This is a genomic window from Stenotrophomonas sp. YJH_SMC_133 (assembly GCF_059370655.1).
Map to the genome: position 1 here is coordinate 52275 of NZ_JCAFTW010000007.1, position 18717 is coordinate 70991.

Consider the following 18717-nt stretch of genomic DNA (forward strand, 5'->3'; position numbering starts at 1 on the left):
GCGTTACTTTTCTTTGTACGCAAAGAAAAGTAACCAAAAGAAACGTTCCGCCGGCCGCGAGCCGGTGCTGCGCACCGGTGCCCTGCGCTCCTCGGCCCGTCGAGGGACGGCGCGGGAACTCGCTGCGCTCAGACACCCGCGCCTCTTCGCCCTCGCCGGACCTGCGGTGCTCGGCTCGCTCAAGGCGGATCCAAGATCAAAGGCAGAAGCGGTCGCTTCGCTCGCCGGGCCCGGCCCGGCACTACCATGCATCGTCGTGCAGCTGTGGCTCTTGACCTTGGGTCCGCCTTGAGTGAGCCGAGCATCGCAGGGGAATCAGGGGCGAAGAGGTGCCGATGTCTGAGCGCAGCGAGTTCGGCACCGTCCCCTGATTCACCGAGAAGCGCAGGGGACCGACGTGCGAAGCACGGCGGCTCGCGACCTGGCGGCGCGTTTCTTTTGGTTACTTTTCTTTTCGCGCGAAAAGAAAAGTGACGCCCATGAACAGTGAAGCACCTTCAGCACGCGTCACGCGCAGGAAACCGTCAGCGCACCGGCACCGGAATATTGCACAGATCGATATGCCCGGCCGGACGCTTGTAGAAATCATCCACGCGATTACGCCGTGCCTCCACCGTATCGGCAAAGGTCTTCGAGTCGGTACGCAGTACCTGGATCGGCGTGCGCTCTGCCGCCGGTACGTCGCTGGCGCGGCGGATCGACACGATCGGCGTACGCAGCTTCGGGTCGGTGTAGAAGCCCATCGGCGCCGGTCCGCGCGGGATCGCGCTGAGCAGCTCCATGCCCTTCAGCACGCGGCCGACGAGGGTGATGTTGCGGTCCAGCTGGCGCGGCGACTGGCCGGTCACCACGTACAGTTCGGCGCCGATGCTGCTGTCTTCTTCATTGCTGCGGCCGGCGCCGAGCATGCCGTAGCAGTGCGCCAGCCAGGCCTTGCCGGCCTGCGGGTCCTGGCCGACCGGGAAGCCGTCGACGAAACCAGTCTGCGCAGCCCAGCCATCGCGGTCCGGCAGCACGCTGACCTTCAGGCCGGCGCTGGCGCGTTCGAACTCGGCCGGCAGCTTGCGTGCGGCACTGCCGAACGGCCTGGCCTTGGCTGCGTCATCGGCGTCGGCATCGCCGAACTGCACCACGAAATTGTCCTGCGAGCGGTAGATGCTGGTGCCGTCCCAGAAGTGCTCATGGGCGAAGGTCTGGATGTTGGCGACATGGCGCGGGGCGAACTGCGGCGCCAGCTCGATGATCACCCGCCCCGCCGGCAGGTCCATGTACAGCAGGTTGGCCGGGTCCGGGGTGCGCCAGTCGCTGGCCGCCGATGCGTCGAGGATCTGCTGCGGGCTGCGGTAGGGCGTGGCCGAACTGGCCATGGCGGGCAGCAGGCAGGACAGGGCGAGGGCGGTCAGGGCAAGGCGACGAAGGTGCGGCATGGGATCCCCGGAACATGAACGAGGCTTCGATTCTGCGCGAGCGGCCCGGCCACGCCAACCGGCACGATGACTAACGACACATTCGCTATACCGAACTTCGCACTACTGTGGACTTCAACGTAGTGGAGGGCCGGTCATGTCCGATGACGATGTCCAGCTGAAGAAGTTCCAGAAGGAGCTCAGCGCCGGAACGGTGTCGCTGGCCCTGCTGGCGGTGCTGGCCCGGGCCGGGGAGCCGCTGTACGGCTACCTCATTGCCAAGGAGCTGGAGCGGGTGGGCGAGGGCGTGCTGAGCGGCAAGCAGAGCGCGCTGTACCCGGTGCTGCGCAACCTGGAGGCTGCCGGTCTGCTGGAAAGCCACGTGGAGCCGTCCAGCAGCGGTCCGCCGCGGCGCTACTACCGCATCAATGAACGTGGCCGCGAGGTGCTGGCGCAGTGGCGCCAGGCCTGGCAGGCCACCCGCGATTCCGTCGATTCCGTGTTGGAGGGGGTACCGCAATGAACGACCCGAGCCTGGCAGGCCGAGCCCTGCCCACGACCATCCCGCAGTACCTGGCGCAGCTGCGCGCGGCGCTGGAAGGCGCCGACCCGGCGATGGTGCAGGACGCCCTGTACGACGCCGAGGAATACCTGCGCTCGGAGCTGGCGGCGCAGCCCGGCCGCAGCGAGGCCGAGGTGATCGCCGACGTCGCTGGCAGCTATGGCGCCCCGGACGAAGTGGCCGAGATCTACCGCGAGACCGAAGTGACGGTGAACCGCGCGCTGCGCACGCCGCGTGCGGATACCGCACCGGTGCTGCGCGCAGCGGCCGAAGCCAGTGGCGTCGAGCCGGCCGCACCGCCGCCGGCGCCGGTGCAGCGCTCGCTGCTGGCGCGCTTCTTCGGTGTGGTGACCGATCCGCACACCTACGGTGCGCTGTTCTACATGCTGCTGTCGCTGGCCACCGGCATCTTCTTCTTCACCTGGGTGGTGACCGGCCTGTCGCTGTCGCTGGGCCTGCTGATCCTGATCGTGGGCATTCCGCTGACCGTGCTGTTCTTCGGCTCGGTGCGCGGGCTGGCGCTGCTGGAAGGGCGGCTGGTGGAAGCGCTGCTGGGCGAGCGCATGCCGCGCCGTCCGCGTTACACCGATCGCAGCCGCACCTGGCTGCAGCGCATCGGCGACATGTTCACCGATGGCCGCACCTGGCTGACCCTGCTGTACTTCGTGCTGATGCTGCCGCTGGGCGTCATCTACTTCACCCTCGCGGTGACGCTGCTGTCGCTGTCGCTGAGCCTGATCTGGGCGCCGGTCGCGGCGATCTTCAGTGGCGACATTCCGGGCGTGTACGTCGATGGCGTGAACGTACTGCCGATGGCTGCATCGCCGCTGGTGGCGATCACGGTTGCTGCGGCGGGCGCGCTGCTGCTGCTGCTGACGATGCATCTGGCACGCGGCATCGGCAAGCTGCACGGGCTGATCGCCAAGAACCTGCTGGTGCGGTTGTAACAGGCCAGGGGTCGGATCCCTGTTCGCAGAACAGGGCTCTGACCCCGGATCCCATCATGCTGGGGTCAGAGCCCTTTCCGTTGGAAAGGGATCCGACCCCTGCCGGGAATCAGCCCGCCTTTCGCCGCAACGGGGTGACGTTGCTCTTCTTCTTCGTGGCCTTCGCCGCCGGTGCTTCGGCATGCGCGGCGAAGAAGTCGCGCACCTTCGGGTACACCACTTCGCGCCAGCGACGGCCGCTGAAGATGCCGTAGTGGCCGGCACCTTCGACGATGAAATGCTCACGGCGGTCCGCAGTGATGCCGGTGCACAGCGCCTGTGCGGCTTCGGTCTGGCCGAGGCCGGCGATATCGTCCAGCTCGCCCTCGATGCTCAGCAGCGCGGTATCGCGGATCGCCGACGGATCGACCTTCTCGCCGTTGACCACCCACTCACCACGCGGCAGCAGGAAGTCCTGGAACACCACGCGGATCGTATCCAGGTAGTACCTGGCCGGCATGTCGAGCACCGCGTTGTACTCGTCGTAGAAACGACGGTGCGCGTCGGCGTCTTCCAGGTCGCCCTTGACCAGGTCGGTATAGAAATCCCAGTGCGAACTGAAGTGGCGGCTCGGGTTCATCGACAGGAAGCCGGCGTGCTGCAGGAAGCCCGGGTACACGCGGCGACCGGCGCCGGGATAGCTGGCCGGCACGGTGTGGATGACGTTGTTCTCGAACCACGACAGCGGGTTCTGCGTGGCCAGGTTGTTCACTGCGGTCGGGCTGCATCGCGCATCGATCGGGCCACCCATCATCACCAGCGTGCGCGGCGTCGGTTCGCCACGGCTGGCCATCAGCGAAACCGCGGCCAGCACCGGTACGGTCGGCTGGCACACGCTCACCACGTGCAGGCGCTCCACGCCGAGGTGGCGGATGAATTCCTGGATGTAGGCGATGTAGTCGTCCAGGCCGAATTCGCCTTCGCTGGCCGGCACCATGCGCGCATCCACCCAGTCGGTGACGTACACGCGGTGGTCGCGCAGCAGCGTGCGCACGGTATCGCGCAGCAGCGTGGCATGGTGGCCTGACAGCGGCGCAACGACCAGCACGAACGGCTGGTTGAGCATGGTGTGCAGCTGGTCGGCTTCATTGCTGTGGCGCTTGAAGCGCAGCAGCTTGCAGAACGGCTTGCTTACTTCTTCGTGCACGACGATCGGCACGCGTTCGCCATCGACGTCGATTTCGTTGATGCCCCACTCGGGCTTCTCGTAATCCTTGCCGATGCGGTGGAAGAGTTCATTGACCGCCGCCAGGCGATCAGCGCCGGGCATCTGCGACCACCAGTGGCCCTGGTTGGCGAAGAACCTGGCGTTGGCCTGGGCCTGGTGCACCCAGGGGGCGAGCAGGTTGCGGGTCAGTTCGTGCAGTTGATAGAGCATGACGACCGAATATGTATGGTCATATGTTGCCGCGCAGCATATCCCATCCGGGTGTCCCGCAGGTTAAGTCGGCTGAAAATAATGAATCTGGATTCACATCCGTTCCAGCGCGGCCGCATCGTCTGCCAGGGCGGGGCCGAGCCAGCAGTGCGACCCCACCGGCTGCAGGCCATGCCGGGCCAGCGTGCGGCGGTACCAGCGCGCTGGGCGCGCCTGGAAGCCGTCGTGGTCGCCTTCGAACGCGTCCTCGGCGGCGAAGGTCTCCAGGAAGGCCACGCCGCCCGTCAGCTCTGCCACGCCGGCCAGTCCGGCGCGCAGCTCGCGGTCGGGCACGTAGTGCATCACGTCCGAGCAGACCAGCAGGTCGACCGGGGCACAGGGCCGCAGCCAGGCGAAATCGCCGAAGCGGGCCATGTGCAGGTTGCGGGTCCTGCCGTAGCGGCGCACAGCGTACTCGCTGCTGTCGAAGCCGAGGTATTCGACCTTCGGACGCAGCTTCAGCAGCGGTGCGCGCCAGGCGCCTTCGCCGCAGCCGATGTCCAGCACGCTGCGGATCGGTCGTTCCAGGTAGTACTCGGCACTGGCCACGGCCAGGGCGACCTTTCGCGCCAGGCGGGCGCTGCCGCCGATGTCGGCACGGCGGTACCAGCGTTGGAAATAGGCGGCGTCGTAGGTCTTGTCCATGGGGCGGTGCGCGATCGGGGAAAACGGCGCCTATCGTACGGTGTTGCGCCCCCGGGTGTGGCGGACCTGCAGTAGAGCCACGCCATGGGTGGCTGCCATGCTGCGGCGATTGGACGCGGCAGCCACCCATGGGATGGCTCTACTGCGACAATGGGTACCCATCTACGCCAGCCGCCGGAGCGAGCGCATGCAGAGCTACTACTGGGTCAAGACTTTCCACATCGTGTTCGTGGTGGCGTGGATGGCCACGGTGTTCTACCTGCCGCGCATCCTGGTGAACCTGGCCGAGACTGCGGGCCAGCCGGCGGTGACCGAGCGCCTGCAGCTGATGGGCCAGCGCCTGTACCGCTTCGGCCACTCGATGTTCGGCCTGGCATTCCTGCTGGGCCTGGTGCTGTGGCTGGGCTACAAGGTCATCCCCGATTTCCCGACCATGGTCGCGCCTGGTGGCGCCGGCTGGCTGCATGCCAAGCTGGGACTGGTGGTGGTGCTGCTGGTGTACTTCGGCTGGATCGGCCGCCTGCTCAAGGGCGTGGCCAAGGGCAGGGCGCTGCCGTCGTCGCGCGCGCTGCGCTGGATCAACGAGATCCCGCTGCTGGCCTTCATTCCGATCGTATGGCTGGTGCTGGCCAAGCCGTTCTGAGGCGGGGTCATCTGCACCCGGTAGATCCACGCCATGCGTGGATGCCGTCAGGGCGCAAACGAAAGCGCCGGGCAAACGCCCGGCGCTTTCGTTTCTGCAATCACCTGCGTGTTGCCGGCCAGCGGCCGGCACTACCAGGCCTACCTGCATGCTGGCCAGCGGCCGGCACTACTTCAGGCTGCTTCGTACGTGCCGTAGCTGCGCAGGCGCGCGTAGCGCTGTTCCAGCAGCTGTTCGGTGGACAGCTTGTCCAGCGCATCCAGCTCGTTCAGCAGCACCGCCTTCAGGCGCTTGGCCATCTGCGTCGGGTTGCGGTGGGCGCCGCCGGTGGGCTCGCGCACGACCTTGTCGACCAGGCCCAGGCTCTTCAGGCGCGGGGCGGTCAGGCCCAGCTGTTCGGCCGCGTCCTTGGCCTTGCCGGCGTCCTTCCACAGGATCGAGGCGCAGCCTTCCGGGGTGATGGTCGAGTACACCGCGTATTCCAGCATCACGGTGCGGTCGCCCACGCCCAGCGCCAGCGCGCCGCCGGAGCCGCCTTCGCCGATCACGGTGCAGATGATCGGCACCTTCAGTTCGGCCATCTCGATCAGGTTGCGCGCGATCGCTTCGGACTGGCCGCGCGATTCGGCGTCGATGCCCGGCCAGGCGCCAGCGGTGTCGATCAGGGTCAGCACCGGCAGGCCGAAGCGCTCGGCCATCTTCATCAGGCGCAGGGCCTTGCGGTAGCCCTCCGGCTTGGGCATGCCGAAGTTGCGCTTGATCTTCTCCTTGGTGTCACGGCCCTTCTGGTGGCCGATCACCATCACTGCACGGCCGTTGATGCGGGCCAGACCACCCATGATCGCCTTGTCATCGGCGAAGGCACGGTCGCCGGCCAGCTCCTGGAACTCATCGAACATGACGCGGAGGTAGTCGGCGGTGTACGGGCGCGACGGATGACGGGCCAGCTGCAGCACCTGCCACGAGGTCAGGTTGCGGAAGATCTGCGCGGTGCGCATGCGCAGCTTGTCCTGCAGCGCGTGCACTTCCGCCTCGACATTGACCGCCGGCCCGGCACTGGCGTTGCGCAGTTCCTGGATCTTGGCTTCCAGGTCGGCGATGGGTTGCTCGAAGTCGAGGTAGTTCGGATTCATCGGAAGCCGTCGTGTAAAGAAGAGGGGAATTCTAGCCGAATGCGCGCAAACCACCCGTACGCCTTCGTCTGGAAGGCGACGGTAGCGCAGCCGGGCGGGGCGCGCCAGTCAGCTCAGGGCACCACCAGGGCGCTGCGGCCCATCAGCTGGCTGCGCTGGGAAACGAAGTCGTTGTAGGCCTCGTTGGCATCACGGCCCAGCCCGCTGCCCAGCGTGGCGGTGGCCGAGGTGAAGGCCATCTGCGCGGCGAAGTCCTGCTTGCGCAGCGCCTTCTGTTCATCGGCGGTGGTAGCCTTCAGCCAGCGCGCATAGACCTCGCGCAGCGGCGCGGCGTGCGCCTCGAAGGCCGGCACCAGCGCCGGCAGGCTGGCCGGGGCCGGTTCCAGGCTGAACGCCGGGGCCACGTAGCCAGCCGGCTGCTCGCGCTTGAACGCGCCGGGATCGCCCATCCCTTCTTCCACGTAAGCGATGAAGTCCGTGGCGGTGAACACCTTGGCCACGATCTGGCCGCCGCTGGCGTCGACGTGGGCCACCACCTTTTCCTTCGGGAAGGGCTCGCGCACGCCGTAGGTCCAGGTTTTGTCGATGAACAGGTCGTGGCTCTTTTCGAACGGGCCTTCGAAGTCGACCCCGCCAAGTTCGATGCCCTTGTTGCCGACGCCGAAGTTCTTCAGCTTGCTCTCGTCGGTGACATAGACCTCGCGGGCGATCACGTACTCGCTGAGGGTCGGATTGATCAGGCCGCCACGACCGTCGACGTAGACGATGAAGCGCACGTCGCCGAGCTTGTCGGTGTGCAGGCGGTGCTCACCGACAGCGAGCGAGATCGGGCGCGAGCCCTGTGCGGCCACCGGCAGGTCCTTGCCGTCGATGCTCAGTGCCAGCGGCGCGTCGGTCGGGTTGTCGATCTGGAACTCGACCTTCGAGGGCGAACAGGCGGCCAGGGCCAGAGCGGCAACGAGCGGGAACAGCAGGGTCTTCATCGGCAATCGTCCTTGATACTTGGAACGGGAAAGCAGGAGGGTCAGGAAAACCAGAGCCAGCCTCAGCTGGCCCACGGTGGGCTGTAGCGCACTTTCAGCGTGCGTACGGCGGGGTCGGCGCGCAGCGCCTCCATCAACTTGGAATCGATGCGCACCGCGCTCTGCCCGGACACATCGAGCATGCCGGCGACGCCGCCGTGCGGGCCCTTCAGCAGCAGGTCCAGGCGCAGCGGCGTGCGCCCCGGGCGATGGCGGTCCAGCAGCGCATTGACGCGCTCCCAGACCGGGCGCTGCTGGCGCAGGTCCAGGCGCAGCGACAGTCGCGTGGCGTAGTTGGCGCAGACTTCGTCGAAGTCCCAGCACTGGCGGATGCGCAGTGCGTAGCCGCCGTTGAACTCGTCCTCGCGCAAGCCGCCCTTGACCACCAGGATGCGGTCCTTGGTCATCAGGTGCCCGAACTCGGCCATCGCGTCGGAGAACGCGCTGCACTCGACGCGGCCGCGGCCATCTTCCAGCTGGATGAAGATCTGGCTCTCGCCCTTGCGACGCACACCGACCACCTGGCCGGCCAGCACGGTCTGTACTTCCGGGCGCCAGCGCTTTTCGCCGCCGCCGCCACCACCGCTGTTGGCGCTCCAGATCTTCTCCACCGAACCCAGGTCGTTGCCGACCAGATCGCGTACATCGTCGCGCCATGGATCGAACGGGTGGCCACTGAGATAGAAGCCCAGCGTGTCGCGCTCGCCGTTGAGGCGCTGCAGCAGCGGCCATTCTTCGGCTTCGGGCAGGTCCAGCTGGATCGTGGTCGCGCTCGGGTCCGGGCCACCGAACAGCGAGTTCTGTCCCGAAGCGCGCTCGCGGGCCATCTGGTCGGTAGCCTTGATCACCTCCGGCAGCTGCAGCATCAGCGAGGCACGGTTGCGGCCAAGCTCGTCCAACGCACCACAGTTGATCATCGCTTCCAGCGTGCGCCGGTTGAGCTTGGCCGAGCCGACGCGGGTGCAGAAGTCGAGCAGGTCCTTGAACGGGCCGCCCTTCAGTCGCTCCTCGACCACCGCCTCGCAGGCACCCTGGCCGACGCCCTTGATCGCACCGAGGCCGTACTGGATGGTGTCCGGGGTCACCGCTTCGAACATGAAGGCCGACTGGTTCACCTTGGGCGGCAGCACGGTCAGGCCGAGGTTGCGCACCTCGTCGAGGAAGCCGACCACCTTGTCGGTGTTGTCCAGATCGGACGACAGCGTGGCCGCCATGAACTCGGCCGGGTAATGGCGTTTCAGCCATGCGGTCTGGTAACTGACCAGCGCGTAGGCGGCGGCGTGCGACTTGTTGAAGCCGTAGCCGGCGAACTTCTCCATCAGGTCGAAGATCGCGTCGGCCTTGGCTTCGTCCACGCCGTCCTTGGCCGCGCCTTCGCGGAAGATCTCGCGGTGCTTGGCCATTTCGGCCGGCACCTTCTTGCCCATCGCACGGCGCAGCAGGTCGGCGCCGCCCAGCGAGTAGCCGCCGACGATCTGCGCCATCTGCATCACCTGCTCCTGGTACACCATGATGCCGTAGGTGTCTTTCAGGATCGCTTCGGTGCGCGGATCGGGATAGATGATTTCTTCCTGGCCGTGCTTACGCGCATTGAAGGAGGGAATCAGGTCCATCGGGCCGGGGCGGTACAACGACACCAGCGCGATCAGGTCTTCGAAACGATCGGGGCGCGCGTCCTTCAGCAGGCGGCGCATGCCCGAGGATTCGAACTGGAACACTGCGCCCGTATTGCCGTTGGCGAAGATGTCCTTGTAGGTGGGCGTGTCGTCCAGCGGAATCGCGGCGATGTCCACCGGCGGGATGCCGGCGCGCTCATGGCGCTTGTTGATCGCCTTCACCGCCCAGTCGATGATGGTCAGCGTGCGCAGGCCGAGGAAGTCGAACTTCACCAGGCCCACTTCTTCCACGTCGTTCTTGTCGAACTGGGTGACGGGGTTCTTGCCGAGACCGTTCTCGTCGTGTTCGGCGTACAGCGGGCAGAACTCGCTCAGCGGTTCGGGCCCGATCACCACGCCACCAGCGTGCTTGCCGGCGTTGCGGGTCAGGTCTTCCAGCTGCAGCGCCAGGTCGATCAGGTCGCGGACATCGTCCTCGGTCTCGTAGCGCTGGATCAGTTCCGGCGACGCCATTTCCGAGCTGGGGCCTTCCTTGCCCTTGCCCAGTGCATCCTTCAGGTGGATGCCGAGGATGTTCGGGATCAGCTTGGAAACACCGTCGACCAGGCCGTACGGGAAGCCGAGCACGCGGCCGGAGTCGCGCACCACCGCCTTGGCGGCCATGGTGCCGTAGGTGATGATCTGGCTGACGCGCTCGCGCCCGTACTTGCGCGCGACGTAGTCGATCACCTCGTCGCGGCGGTCCATGCAGAAGTCGATGTCGAAGTCGGGCATCGACACGCGTTCCGGGTTCAGGAAGCGCTCGAACAGCAGGTTGTACGGCAGTGGGTCCAGATCGGTGATCTTCAGCGCCCACGCCACCAGCGAACCGGCACCCGAACCACGGCCCGGGCCGATCGGGATGCCCTGGTTCTTGCCCCACTGGATGAAGTCGGCCACGATCAGGAAGTAGCCGGGGAAACCCATCTTGATGATGGTGTTGAGCTCGAACTCCAGGCGCTCGAAATAATCTTCGCGGGTCTTGCCCGGCGCCAGCGGATTCTTCTCCAGGCGCTCTTCCAGGCCGTCGCGCGACATCTTCTGGATCCAGGTGTCCAGGGTCTCGTCGTCGGGCACCGGGTAATTGGGCAGGAAGTAGGTGCCCAGCCGCATCTCGATGTTGCAGCGCTCGGCCAGCGCCAGCGTGTTGTCGATGGCATCGGGAATGTCGGCGAACAGCGCACACATCTCTTCGGCCGATTTCAGGTACTGCTGGTCGCTGTACTCGCGCGGGCGCTTGGGGTCGTCCAGCACGCGGCCGGTGGAAATGCACACGCGCGCTTCGTGCGCGCTGAAATCGGTGGGCGCCAGGAAGCGCACATCATTGCTGGCCACCACCGGCAGGCCACGCTGGCCGGCGGCCATCAGCGCGAACTGGTTGAAGGTTTCCTCGCCCTCGCGGCCGGTGCGGGTCAGCTCCAGGTGCAGGCCATCGCCGAACACGCGCTGCCAATCGGCCAGCTGCTGCTCGGCCAGTTCATGCTTGCCGTCCAGCGCCAGGCGCCCGGCCAGGCTCTGCCGGCCGGCCAGCGCGAACAGGTTGGCGTTGCCGGCCTTCAGCCAGTCCGGATGGATGGCCACGCCGCCTTCGGGGCGATGGCCTTCCATCCACGCGCGGGTCAGCAGCCGCGACAGGCTCAGGTAGCCCTCGCGGTCGCGGCACAGCAGGGTCATCCGCCACGGATCCTGCCCTTCCTCGGCGATCAGCACGTCGGCGCCGGCGATAGGCTTGATGCCCACGCCTTCGGCCGCCTTGTAGAACTTGACCAGGGCGAACAGGTTGTTGAGGTCGGTCACCGCCAGCGCGGGCAGGCCGAGTTCGACCGAGCGTGACAGCAGGTTGGCCTGCTTGGCCTTCTTCGGGTCCGCCTGGTCCGGCTTGGCCGGCACACGGATGGTGGAGTCCGCCAGCGAGAACTCGGTGTGGACGTGGAGATGTACGAAGCGGGAGTTGGACATGCCGGACCAGGTTGGAGCGCGCGGGCCCCGGGTGCTGACGGGGGAATCGTCGCCGGGGTCGGGAAGCGCTGGAGTGCCCGGTCAGGGTAGCGAGGGCTGGAGGGCGCGACAAGCTCTTGACGGCATGCGATATCGCATCCGCGCTATCGCTCCCCACGGTTCGCAGGCGAACCGCGGGCCCCGCCTGACCCTGCTTTCGCAGCCGGGTGCAGCGACCGTTCAGGCGATTCAGGCGATTGCGACGTCTGCGGTCACAGCTGCCGGGTTTTCCAGGCACTCGCGCACCGGGGCGAAGCTGCGCCGGTGCTCCATGCAGGGGCCGTGCTCGCGCAGGGCGGCCAGATGGGCCGGGGTGCCGTAGCCCTTGTGCTGCTCGAAGCCGTATTGCGGGTGGCGGGCATGCACGTCCTGCATGTAGCGGTCGCGCGAGACCTTGGCCAGGATCGAGGCGGCCATGATCGCGCGGTCGATGCCATCACCGCCGACCAGTGCCTGCGCCGGCAGTACCAGGCCCTTGGGCACCACGTTGCCGTCGATGCGGGCGAAGCCGGCCACGTGGGCGACCGCTGCAACGACGTCACGCATGCCCTGCAGGGTGGCCTGGTAGATGTTCAGGCGGTCGATGGTGTCCACGTCCACCAGCACCACGTGCCAGGCCAGGGCACGTTCGATGATGCGGTCATGCAGTTGCTCGCGGCGGGCTGCGGTGAGTTGCTTGGAATCGTCCAGGCCGTTGATGCGTGGCCGTGCCGGGTCGAACACCACCGCCGCCACCGCGACCGGTCCGGCCAGCGGACCGCGGCCGGCTTCGTCGACGCCGGCGACCAGACGCTCCGGCTCGACCACGGCAGCACCGTCGAACAGGGCCAGGCTGGCCGCTGCGGCGTGGCGGCGGCTCATGCCTGGGCCTGGTCGCGCATCAACAGCTCGCCCACAGCGTCGGCCGCGCGGGCCGAGGCATTGCGGCGCAGTCGTTGATGCAGGCGGGCATAGGTGTCCTGCAGGTCGGTCACCCGCTGCGGGTGGTCGAACCATTGCTGGATGGCCGCCGCCAGCTTGTCCGGCGTGCAGTCGTGCTGCATCAGTTCCGGTGCCAGGTCCTGGCCCGCCAGGATGTTGGGCAGGGCAAAGCGGTCGACCTTGATCAGGCCCAGCGCCTTGACCAGGCGGTAGGTCAGCTCGTTGACGCGGTAACCGACCACCATCGGCCGCTTGACCAGCATCGCCTCCAGCGTCGCGGTGCCCGAGGCCAGCACCACCACATCGGCGGCGATCATCGCGTTGCGCGCCTCACCGTCGAGTACATGCGAGAAGGCTACCGGCAGCGCCGAGCGTGACAGCTGCTCTTCGATCAGGCGCTTGCAGGCCGGGTTGGCGGCAGGCACTACCACGTGCAGGCCGGGGATGCGCTCGGAGACCTGCCAGGCGGCCTCGAAGAACGGTTCACCGAGGCGCGAGATTTCGCCCAGGCGGCTGCCCGGCAGCACCGCCAGCACCTTGGCCGAGGTCGGCAGGCCAAGCGCGGCGCGCGCTTCCTCGCGGTTGCCCTGCAGGGGGATGTCATCGGCCATCGGATGGCCAACGAAGCGCGCGTCGATGCCGTGCCTGGCATAGATCGGGGGTTCCATCGGGAACAGGCACAGCACCAGGTCGGCGCTGCTGCCGATCTTCTCGGCGCGCTTCTCGCGCCAGGCCCAGACGGAGGGGCTGACGTAGTGCACGGTGCGCACGCCGCGCTGCTTCAGCCAGCGTTCGATGCCCAGGTTGAAGTCGGGCGCGTCGATGCCGATGAACACGTCCGGCTGCCATTCCAGTGCACGCTGGCGGAACGCGGAACGCAGTTTCAGCAGGCGTGGCAGGTGGCGCAGCACTTCGGTCAGGCCCATCACCGCCAGCTCGCTGGCATCGTGCCAGGTCAGGCAGCCGGCGCTGCGCATGGCATCGCCACCGATGCCGGCGAATTCGGCATTCGGAAAGCGTGCCTTCAGCTCGCGCACCAGGCCCGCACCCAGCAGGTCACCGGAGGCCTCACCGGCCACCAGAGCGATCCGCAACGGGCGCTCGCTGAGCACCCGCTGCGCGGGGACGCTGCCGGCCATCGAGGCCAGCGGAATCACGGCGGCGCCGGCCGGCGCCTGGCCGGTCGTGCTGCTCATCGCAGCAAGGGCCTCTCAGCGTGCTCGATGAAGTCCAGCATGGCCTTCACGTCATCGCTGTCGCGTGCCTGTTCGGTCAGCTGCACCTTGGCTTCGGCCAGCGGCAGGCCCGCCACGTACAGGGTGCGGTAGGCGCGCTTGATGGCGGAGATGCGCTCGGCGTCGAAGCCACGACGCTTCAGCCCTTCGCTGTTGATGCCGCGCGGGCGGCCCAGCGAATCGGTGCCGACCATGGTGAACGGCGGAACGTCGCCGTTGGTCAGCGCGCCCATGCCGAGGAAGGCGTGGGCACCGATGCGGCAGAACTGGTGGGCACCGGCGAAGCCGCTGATGATCACGTAGTCGCCCACGGTCACGTGGCCGGCCAGGGTGGTGTTGTTGGAGAACACGCAGAAGTTGCCGACATGGCAGTCGTGCGCCACGTGCGTGTAGGCCAGCATCCAGTTGTCGTTGCCGATCGTGGTGATGCCGCCGCCGCCGCCGGTGCCACGGTTCAGGGTGACGAACTCGCGGAACACGTTGCGGTCGCCGATCACCAGTTCGGTGCGTTCGCCGGCAAACTTCTTGTCCTGCGGCTCGCCACCGATCGCGGCGTGACCGATGAAGCGGTTGTCACGGCCGATCCTGGTCGGGCCGTGGATGCTGCAATGGGGGCCGACCACTGTGCCGGCGCCGATTTCCACATCGGCACCGATCAGGGTGAACGCGCCGACCTGGACGTCGTCGGCCAGGCGCGCGGCCGGATCGATGACGGCAGTCGGGTGGATCCGTGGTGCGTTGTCAGTCATTGCTGCCTCCCGTGGATCAGCCCTTGGCACCGGCGCACATGACCTCGGCCGAGGCAACGACTTCACCGTTGACCTTGGCCTCGCCGTAGTACCAGCCCATGTTGCGGATCAGGCGCTTCATCTGCACATCCAGCATCAGCACGTCGCCGGGCACGACCTGCTTGTTGAAGCGGGCGTTTTCCACCTTGACCATGTAGAACAGCTTGGACTGCGCATCGCGGCCAAGCGTCAGCTGGGTCATCACGCCACCGGCCTGGGCCAGCGCTTCGATGATCAGCACGCCGGGCATGATCGGGCGGCCCGGGAAGTGACCCTGGAAGAACGGCTCGTTGATGCTGACGTTCTTCTGCGCCAGGATGCGCTTGGCGTCGATGTCGAGCTCAAGCACCCGGTCCACCAGCAGGAACGGGTAGCGGTGCGGGAGCAGTTCCTGGATCTGGCAGACGTCGATCGGAAGCTGCAGCGTGTCGTTCATTCTTTCTCCTTGCCAGCGGCCAGGACGCGGCGAGCCAATGCGTCCAGCTGCTTGAAGCGCGCGGCGTTCTTGCGCCACGTGCGGTTGTCGGTCAACGGGGTGCCGGACGAGTACTCGCCCGGCTCATGGATGGAATTGCGGACCACCGACTTGCCGGTGATCACGACCTTGTCGCAGATCTCGAGGTGGCCGACCACGCCGACGTGGCCGCCGAGCAGGCAGTAGCGGCCGATCCTGGCGCTGCCGGCGACGCCGGTGCAGCCGGCGATGGCCGAGTGCGCACCGATCTGCACGTTGTGCGCGATCTGTACCAGGTTGTCCAGCCGCACGTCTTCGTCCAGCACGGTGTCTTCCAGTGCACCACGGTCGACGCAGGTGTTGGCGCCGATTTCGCAATCGTCGCCGATGCGCACGCCGCCGAGCTGCGGCACCTTGATCCACTTGCCGGCGTCCATCGCCAGGCCGAAGCCATCGGCACCGAGCACGGCACCGGGGTGCACGCGCACGCGCTTGCCGAGCTTGACCCGGGTGACCAGGGTGACCCGGGCGATCAGTTCGCAGCCGCTGTCCAGGCTGCAGTCTTCGCCGATCACGCTGCCGGTGCCGATGATGCAGTTCTCGCCGACCACGCTGCGCGCGCCGATGGAGACGAAGGGGCCGATGTGGGCGCTCGCGGCGACCTGGGCGCTGGGATCAATGACGGCGCTGGGGTGGATGCCCGGTGGGCGCGTGGGCGCGATGTCGAACAGCGCGGCGATCTTGGCGAAGGTGGTGTACGGGTCCTTGACCACGAGCGCGGCGCCGGGGGCGGCTTCGGCGTCGTCGGCGCGCAGCACGACCAGCGAGGCCTGGCTGTCGGCCAGCTGGGCGCGGTAGCGTGGATTGGCGAGGAAGGTCAGCTGGCCAGGACCGGCGTGGGCGAGGGTGGCCACGCCGTGGATGGCGGTGGCGGGGTCGCCATGGACCTGCAGGCCGAACTGCTCGGCGAGTTGCTGGGCGGTGTAGGTGGGAGTATTCACGGCGGGAGTTTAACGTGTGACGCCATTGCGGTCATGCGGGGGGCATATGCAGCCAACGGCAGGGCCCCTCGCGGCCGGCAGAGCCAGTGTCATGGGCTGGGTCGGACGGGGCGGGACTGCGGGGGGCGGCGCAAGTACGTCCATGTAGCCTTGGTCGCCGCATCCATGCGGCTCACACCCCCGCAGCCCCACCCCGTCCGACCTCCGACGGCCTGGCGCGAGTGCCAGCCACGGAAAAACAGAAAAAATCAAAAGCGGGGTGCGCGCTTCCCGCATCCGGACTAAACGAAAACGCCGGGCAATGCCCGGCGCTTCGCGCCCCGTCTGGTGGAGAGCCCCCCTTCTGTTAAGGGGGGCGCGCCAATGGCGCGGGGGATAGGAGGTAGGTCGGGACCCGCTGCTTGCACAGCAAGCCGCGGCGCACCTTCGGTGGTCAGTTCTTAGAACTGACCGCCGAAGGTAAATTGCAGGCGTTCGATCTTGTCGCCGTCTTCCTTCTTCAGCGGGAACGCGTAGCTGATCGAGATCGGGCCGACCGGGGCGCGCCACAGCAGGGCCACACCGGTGGAGACGCGCAGTTCGTTGGCCTTGAAGTTCTTGGTGCCGTTGTAGACGTTACCGAAGTCGACAAAGGCCGACACGCGGGCCGATGGGCTGTCGAACAGGCGCGGGAAGTAGGCTTCGACCGAACCGACGGTCTTCAGCGAACCACCCAGCGGCTGGCCTTCCGGATAACCCTGGGTTACTTCGCGCGGACCGAGGGTGTTGTCCTCGAAGCCACGTACCGAGTTGGTACCACCGGCGTAGAAGTTCTCGAAGAACGGCAGGCCGCTGGCGGTGACGGTACGGGTTTTGCCGTCGGCGTCGGTGATCGTACGGGTGTAGTCCTTGCCGTAGGCATCGCCGTAGCCCACTTCGGCGCGGGTGTTGATCACCAGCGACGGCATGATCGGCCAGTACTTGCTGATCTGGTAGTTCAGCTTGTAGTACTCGATGGTCGAGCCCGGCAGCGTGGTTTCCAGACCGACGCGCTGGTAGGTACCGCGGGTCGGCATGAAGTAATCGTTGCGCGAGTCGCGCGCCCAGCCCAGCTCGGTACGCCAGGCATGGAAGGTGCGCGAACCGACCGCATCGATGTAATCGATGATCGAGGCCGGGGTCGAGCCACGGTAGGTCGTGATCTGGTTGCTGTCGATGCCGAACATCAGCGAGACGGTGTCGGTCTCGGTCAGCGGCACGCCGAATACCACCTGCGCAGAACCATTGGTGCTGTTGTACTGCGCGGTGTTGAAGTCGGAGTAGTCCAGTTCACGCCAGGACAGGTTGTAGCCCAGCGAAACGCCGTCGTCGGTGAAGTACGGGTTGGTGTAGCTGAAGCCGTAGCGCTGCAGGTAGCTGCTGCGCGAGGCTTCGACCGACACGCGGTTGCCGCCGCCGAGGAAGTTGTTCTGCGACAGCTGCACCGAGGTGGTCATGCCGTAGGACTGCGAATAGCCCAGGCCGAACACGAAGCTGCCGGAGGTGGTTTCCTTGACGTTGTAGACGACGTCGACCTGGTCGTTGCTGCCGCTGACGGCCGGGGTCTCGACGTCCACCGACTCGAAGTAGCCCAGGCGCTGCAGGCGGATCTTGGAGCGGTCGATCGCGGCCTGCGAGTACCAGCTGTTCTCGAACTGGCGCATTTCGCGACGCATCACTTCGTCGGAGGTGCGGGTGTTGCCACGGAACAGGATGCGGCGCACCGACACGCGCGGGCCGGGCACGACCTGCATGTTGATCCCTACCGTCTGTTCGGCACGGTTGGTGGTCGGGATCGGGTTCACCTTGGCGAACGCGTAGCCGATGTTGGACAGCGAGTTGGTGATGGTGTCCGAGCTGAATTCCAGCAGGGCACGCGAGAACGTGTCGCCCGGCTTCTGGATCACCATGCGCTCGACGTCCTCCTGCGGAAGGATGGTGTCGCCGCTGACCTTGATCTCGGAGATCTTGTACTGCGCACCCTCGGTCACGCCCGCGGTGAGGAACATGTCGCGCTTGTCGGGGCTGATCGAAACCTGGGTGGAATCGATGCTGAAGTCGACGTAGCCGCGGTCCAGGTACCACGAGTTGAGCTTTTCCAGGTCGCCGGACAGCTTTTCCTTGGAGTACTGGTCGTCACGGCGGTACCACGACGCCCAGTTGTGCTCCTTGGACTCCCAGGTCTCCAGGATGTCCTTGCTCTCGAACTTCTCGGTGCCGACCAGGTTGACGTGGCGGATCTTGGCCGCCTTGCCTTCCTTGATGGCGATCGCGATGTCCACGCGGTTGCGGTCCAGCGGGCTCACGGTCGGGGTGATCTCGACGGTGTACTTGCCGCGGTCGTTGTACTGGCGGCGCAGTTCCTGGGTCACGCGGTCCAGGCTCAGGCGGTCGAAGGTGCCACCCTCGGTCAGGCCGATGTCGGACAGGCCCTTGAGCAGCTGCTCGGACTTGATGTCCTTGTTGCCGGTCACGGTCAGCTTGTTGATCGCCGGGCGTTCCTTGACGGTCACCACCAGGATGCTGCCCTGGCGGTCCAGCTGCACGTCTTCGAAGAAGCCGGTCTTGTACAGCGCGCGGATGGTCTCGCCGACCTTGTTGTCGGTGATCGTCTCGCCCCGTTCCACCGGCAGGTAGGTGAACACCGTGCCCGAGCTGATGCGCTGCAGGCCATCGACGCGGATGTCGCTGACAGTGAAGGGCTCGGCTGCCTGGGCCAGGGCGGGAGCGCCGGTGACGGCGGCGAGGGCGAGGGCCAGCAGGCGGCGATTGGGGAGTCGCGTCATGTCACGTCCGGTAGGAAGGTCGATTTCATTGGTGCGGGATGCCGACG

General features: G+C 66.7%; 15 protein-coding genes. 3 read left to right on the forward strand and 12 right to left on the reverse strand.

Annotated features, from left to right (window positions below):
- Positions 1-524: 524 nt before the first annotated feature.
- Positions 525-1427 (reverse strand): peptidylprolyl isomerase, encoded by a 903-nt coding sequence (locus tag AC5P78_RS11380; RefSeq protein ID WP_005412728.1) that lies wholly within the window; start codon positions 1425-1427, stop codon positions 525-527.
- Between the two features lie 136 nt (positions 1428-1563).
- On the opposite strand from AC5P78_RS11380, the gene AC5P78_RS11385 reads away from it, so the two are divergent.
- On the forward strand, positions 1564-1929 hold the full coding sequence (locus AC5P78_RS11385) for a PadR family transcriptional regulator (protein WP_111197962.1): 366 nt from the start codon (positions 1564-1566) through the stop codon (positions 1927-1929).
- The gene (locus AC5P78_RS11390) at positions 1926-2915 is read left to right on the forward strand and encodes a sensor domain-containing protein (RefSeq protein WP_012479602.1); all 990 of its coding nucleotides are present in this window, start codon (positions 1926-1928) and stop codon (positions 2913-2915) included. Before AC5P78_RS11385 ends, AC5P78_RS11390 begins: the two co-directional genes overlap by 4 nt.
- 109 nt (positions 2916-3024) lie before the next feature.
- Here AC5P78_RS11390 and AC5P78_RS11395 read toward each other — a convergent pair whose 3' ends face one another.
- Positions 3025-4332: a polyhydroxyalkanoate depolymerase gene (locus AC5P78_RS11395; protein ID WP_005408728.1), complete on the reverse strand. Its 1308-nt coding sequence runs from the start codon at positions 4330-4332 to the stop codon at positions 3025-3027.
- Between the two features lie 93 nt (positions 4333-4425).
- Positions 4426-5016: a class I SAM-dependent DNA methyltransferase gene (locus AC5P78_RS11400; RefSeq protein ID WP_414498352.1), complete on the reverse strand. Its 591-nt coding sequence runs from the start codon at positions 5014-5016 to the stop codon at positions 4426-4428.
- Positions 5017-5203: 187 nt separating this feature from the next.
- Here AC5P78_RS11400 and AC5P78_RS11405 point away from each other — a divergent pair, with 187 nt between their 5' ends.
- The gene (locus tag AC5P78_RS11405; protein ID WP_414498351.1) at positions 5204-5659 is read left to right on the forward strand and encodes a CopD family protein; all 456 of its coding nucleotides are present in this window, start codon (positions 5204-5206) and stop codon (positions 5657-5659) included.
- Between the two features lie 173 nt (positions 5660-5832).
- Here AC5P78_RS11405 and AC5P78_RS11410 read toward each other — a convergent pair whose 3' ends face one another.
- The 9 genes from AC5P78_RS11410 to bamA all read right to left on the reverse strand — a co-directional run bounded on the left by AC5P78_RS11410 (position 5833) and on the right by bamA (position 18670).
- Positions 5833-6792, reverse strand: coding sequence for an acetyl-CoA carboxylase carboxyltransferase subunit alpha (locus AC5P78_RS11410; RefSeq protein ID WP_005408731.1), 960 nt, complete (start codon positions 6790-6792; stop codon positions 5833-5835).
- 113 nt (positions 6793-6905) lie between these two features.
- Complete coding sequence (locus AC5P78_RS11415; RefSeq protein WP_414498350.1) at positions 6906-7775, reverse strand: hypothetical protein; 870 nt, start codon at positions 7773-7775, stop codon at positions 6906-6908.
- Between the two features lie 62 nt (positions 7776-7837).
- The gene (dnaE, locus tag AC5P78_RS11420) at positions 7838-11428 is read right to left on the reverse strand and encodes a DNA polymerase III subunit alpha (RefSeq protein WP_005412734.1); all 3591 of its coding nucleotides are present in this window, start codon (positions 11426-11428) and stop codon (positions 7838-7840) included.
- Between the two features lie 228 nt (positions 11429-11656).
- A complete protein-coding gene (gene rnhB, locus AC5P78_RS11425) occupies positions 11657-12328 on the reverse strand; it encodes a ribonuclease HII (protein WP_111197964.1) in 672 nt (223 codons plus the stop codon).
- Positions 12325-13527, reverse strand: a complete 1203-nt coding sequence (lpxB, locus tag AC5P78_RS11430; protein WP_043034888.1) for a lipid-A-disaccharide synthase — start codon at positions 13525-13527, stop codon at positions 12325-12327. Before lpxB ends, rnhB begins: the two co-directional genes overlap by 4 nt.
- 53 nt (positions 13528-13580) lie before the next feature.
- Positions 13581-14372 carry an acyl-ACP--UDP-N-acetylglucosamine O-acyltransferase gene (gene lpxA, locus AC5P78_RS11435; RefSeq protein ID WP_005412736.1) on the reverse strand — a complete coding sequence of 264 codons (792 nt, stop codon included), beginning with the start codon at positions 14370-14372 and terminating at the stop codon, positions 13581-13583.
- A gap of 16 nt (positions 14373-14388) precedes the next feature.
- Positions 14389-14847 (reverse strand): 3-hydroxyacyl-ACP dehydratase FabZ, encoded by a 459-nt coding sequence (fabZ, locus tag AC5P78_RS11440; protein WP_005408737.1) that lies wholly within the window; start codon positions 14845-14847, stop codon positions 14389-14391.
- Positions 14844-15866 (reverse strand): UDP-3-O-(3-hydroxymyristoyl)glucosamine N-acyltransferase, encoded by a 1023-nt coding sequence (lpxD, locus tag AC5P78_RS11445; RefSeq protein ID WP_100438038.1) that lies wholly within the window; start codon positions 15864-15866, stop codon positions 14844-14846. The genes fabZ and lpxD overlap by 4 nt, the downstream gene beginning before the upstream one ends.
- 440 nt (positions 15867-16306) lie before the next feature.
- Positions 16307-18670 (reverse strand): outer membrane protein assembly factor BamA, encoded by a 2364-nt coding sequence (bamA, locus tag AC5P78_RS11450; RefSeq protein ID WP_024956313.1) that lies wholly within the window; start codon positions 18668-18670, stop codon positions 16307-16309.
- Positions 18671-18717: the final 47 nt, after the last annotated feature.

Coding starts and splice junctions, on each gene's coding strand:
- AC5P78_RS11380 (WP_005412728.1), bottom strand. CDS start 1,427: ATGCCGCACCTTCGTCGCCTTGCCCTGACCGCCCTCGCCCTGTCCTGC.
- AC5P78_RS11385 (WP_111197962.1), top strand. CDS start 1,564: ATGTCCGATGACGATGTCCAGCTGAAGAAGTTCCAGAAGGAGCTCAGC.
- AC5P78_RS11390 (WP_012479602.1), top strand. CDS start 1,926: ATGAACGACCCGAGCCTGGCAGGCCGAGCCCTGCCCACGACCATCCCG.
- AC5P78_RS11395 (WP_005408728.1), bottom strand. CDS start 4,332: ATGCTCTATCAACTGCACGAACTGACCCGCAACCTGCTCGCCCCCTGG.
- AC5P78_RS11400 (WP_414498352.1), bottom strand. CDS start 5,016: ATGGACAAGACCTACGACGCCGCCTATTTCCAACGCTGGTACCGCCGT.
- AC5P78_RS11405 (WP_414498351.1), top strand. CDS start 5,204: ATGCAGAGCTACTACTGGGTCAAGACTTTCCACATCGTGTTCGTGGTG.
- AC5P78_RS11410 (WP_005408731.1), bottom strand. CDS start 6,792: ATGAATCCGAACTACCTCGACTTCGAGCAACCCATCGCCGACCTGGAA.
- AC5P78_RS11415 (WP_414498350.1), bottom strand. CDS start 7,775: ATGAAGACCCTGCTGTTCCCGCTCGTTGCCGCTCTGGCCCTGGCCGCC.
- dnaE (WP_005412734.1), bottom strand. CDS start 11,428: ATGTCCAACTCCCGCTTCGTACATCTCCACGTCCACACCGAGTTCTCG.
- rnhB (WP_111197964.1), bottom strand. CDS start 12,328: ATGAGCCGCCGCCACGCCGCAGCGGCCAGCCTGGCCCTGTTCGACGGT.
- lpxB (WP_043034888.1), bottom strand. CDS start 13,527: ATGGCCGGCAGCGTCCCCGCGCAGCGGGTGCTCAGCGAGCGCCCGTTG.
- lpxA (WP_005412736.1), bottom strand. CDS start 14,372: ATGACTGACAACGCACCACGGATCCACCCGACTGCCGTCATCGATCCG.
- fabZ (WP_005408737.1), bottom strand. CDS start 14,847: ATGAACGACACGCTGCAGCTTCCGATCGACGTCTGCCAGATCCAGGAA.
- bamA (WP_024956313.1), bottom strand. CDS start 18,670: ATGACGCGACTCCCCAATCGCCGCCTGCTGGCCCTCGCCCTCGCCGCC.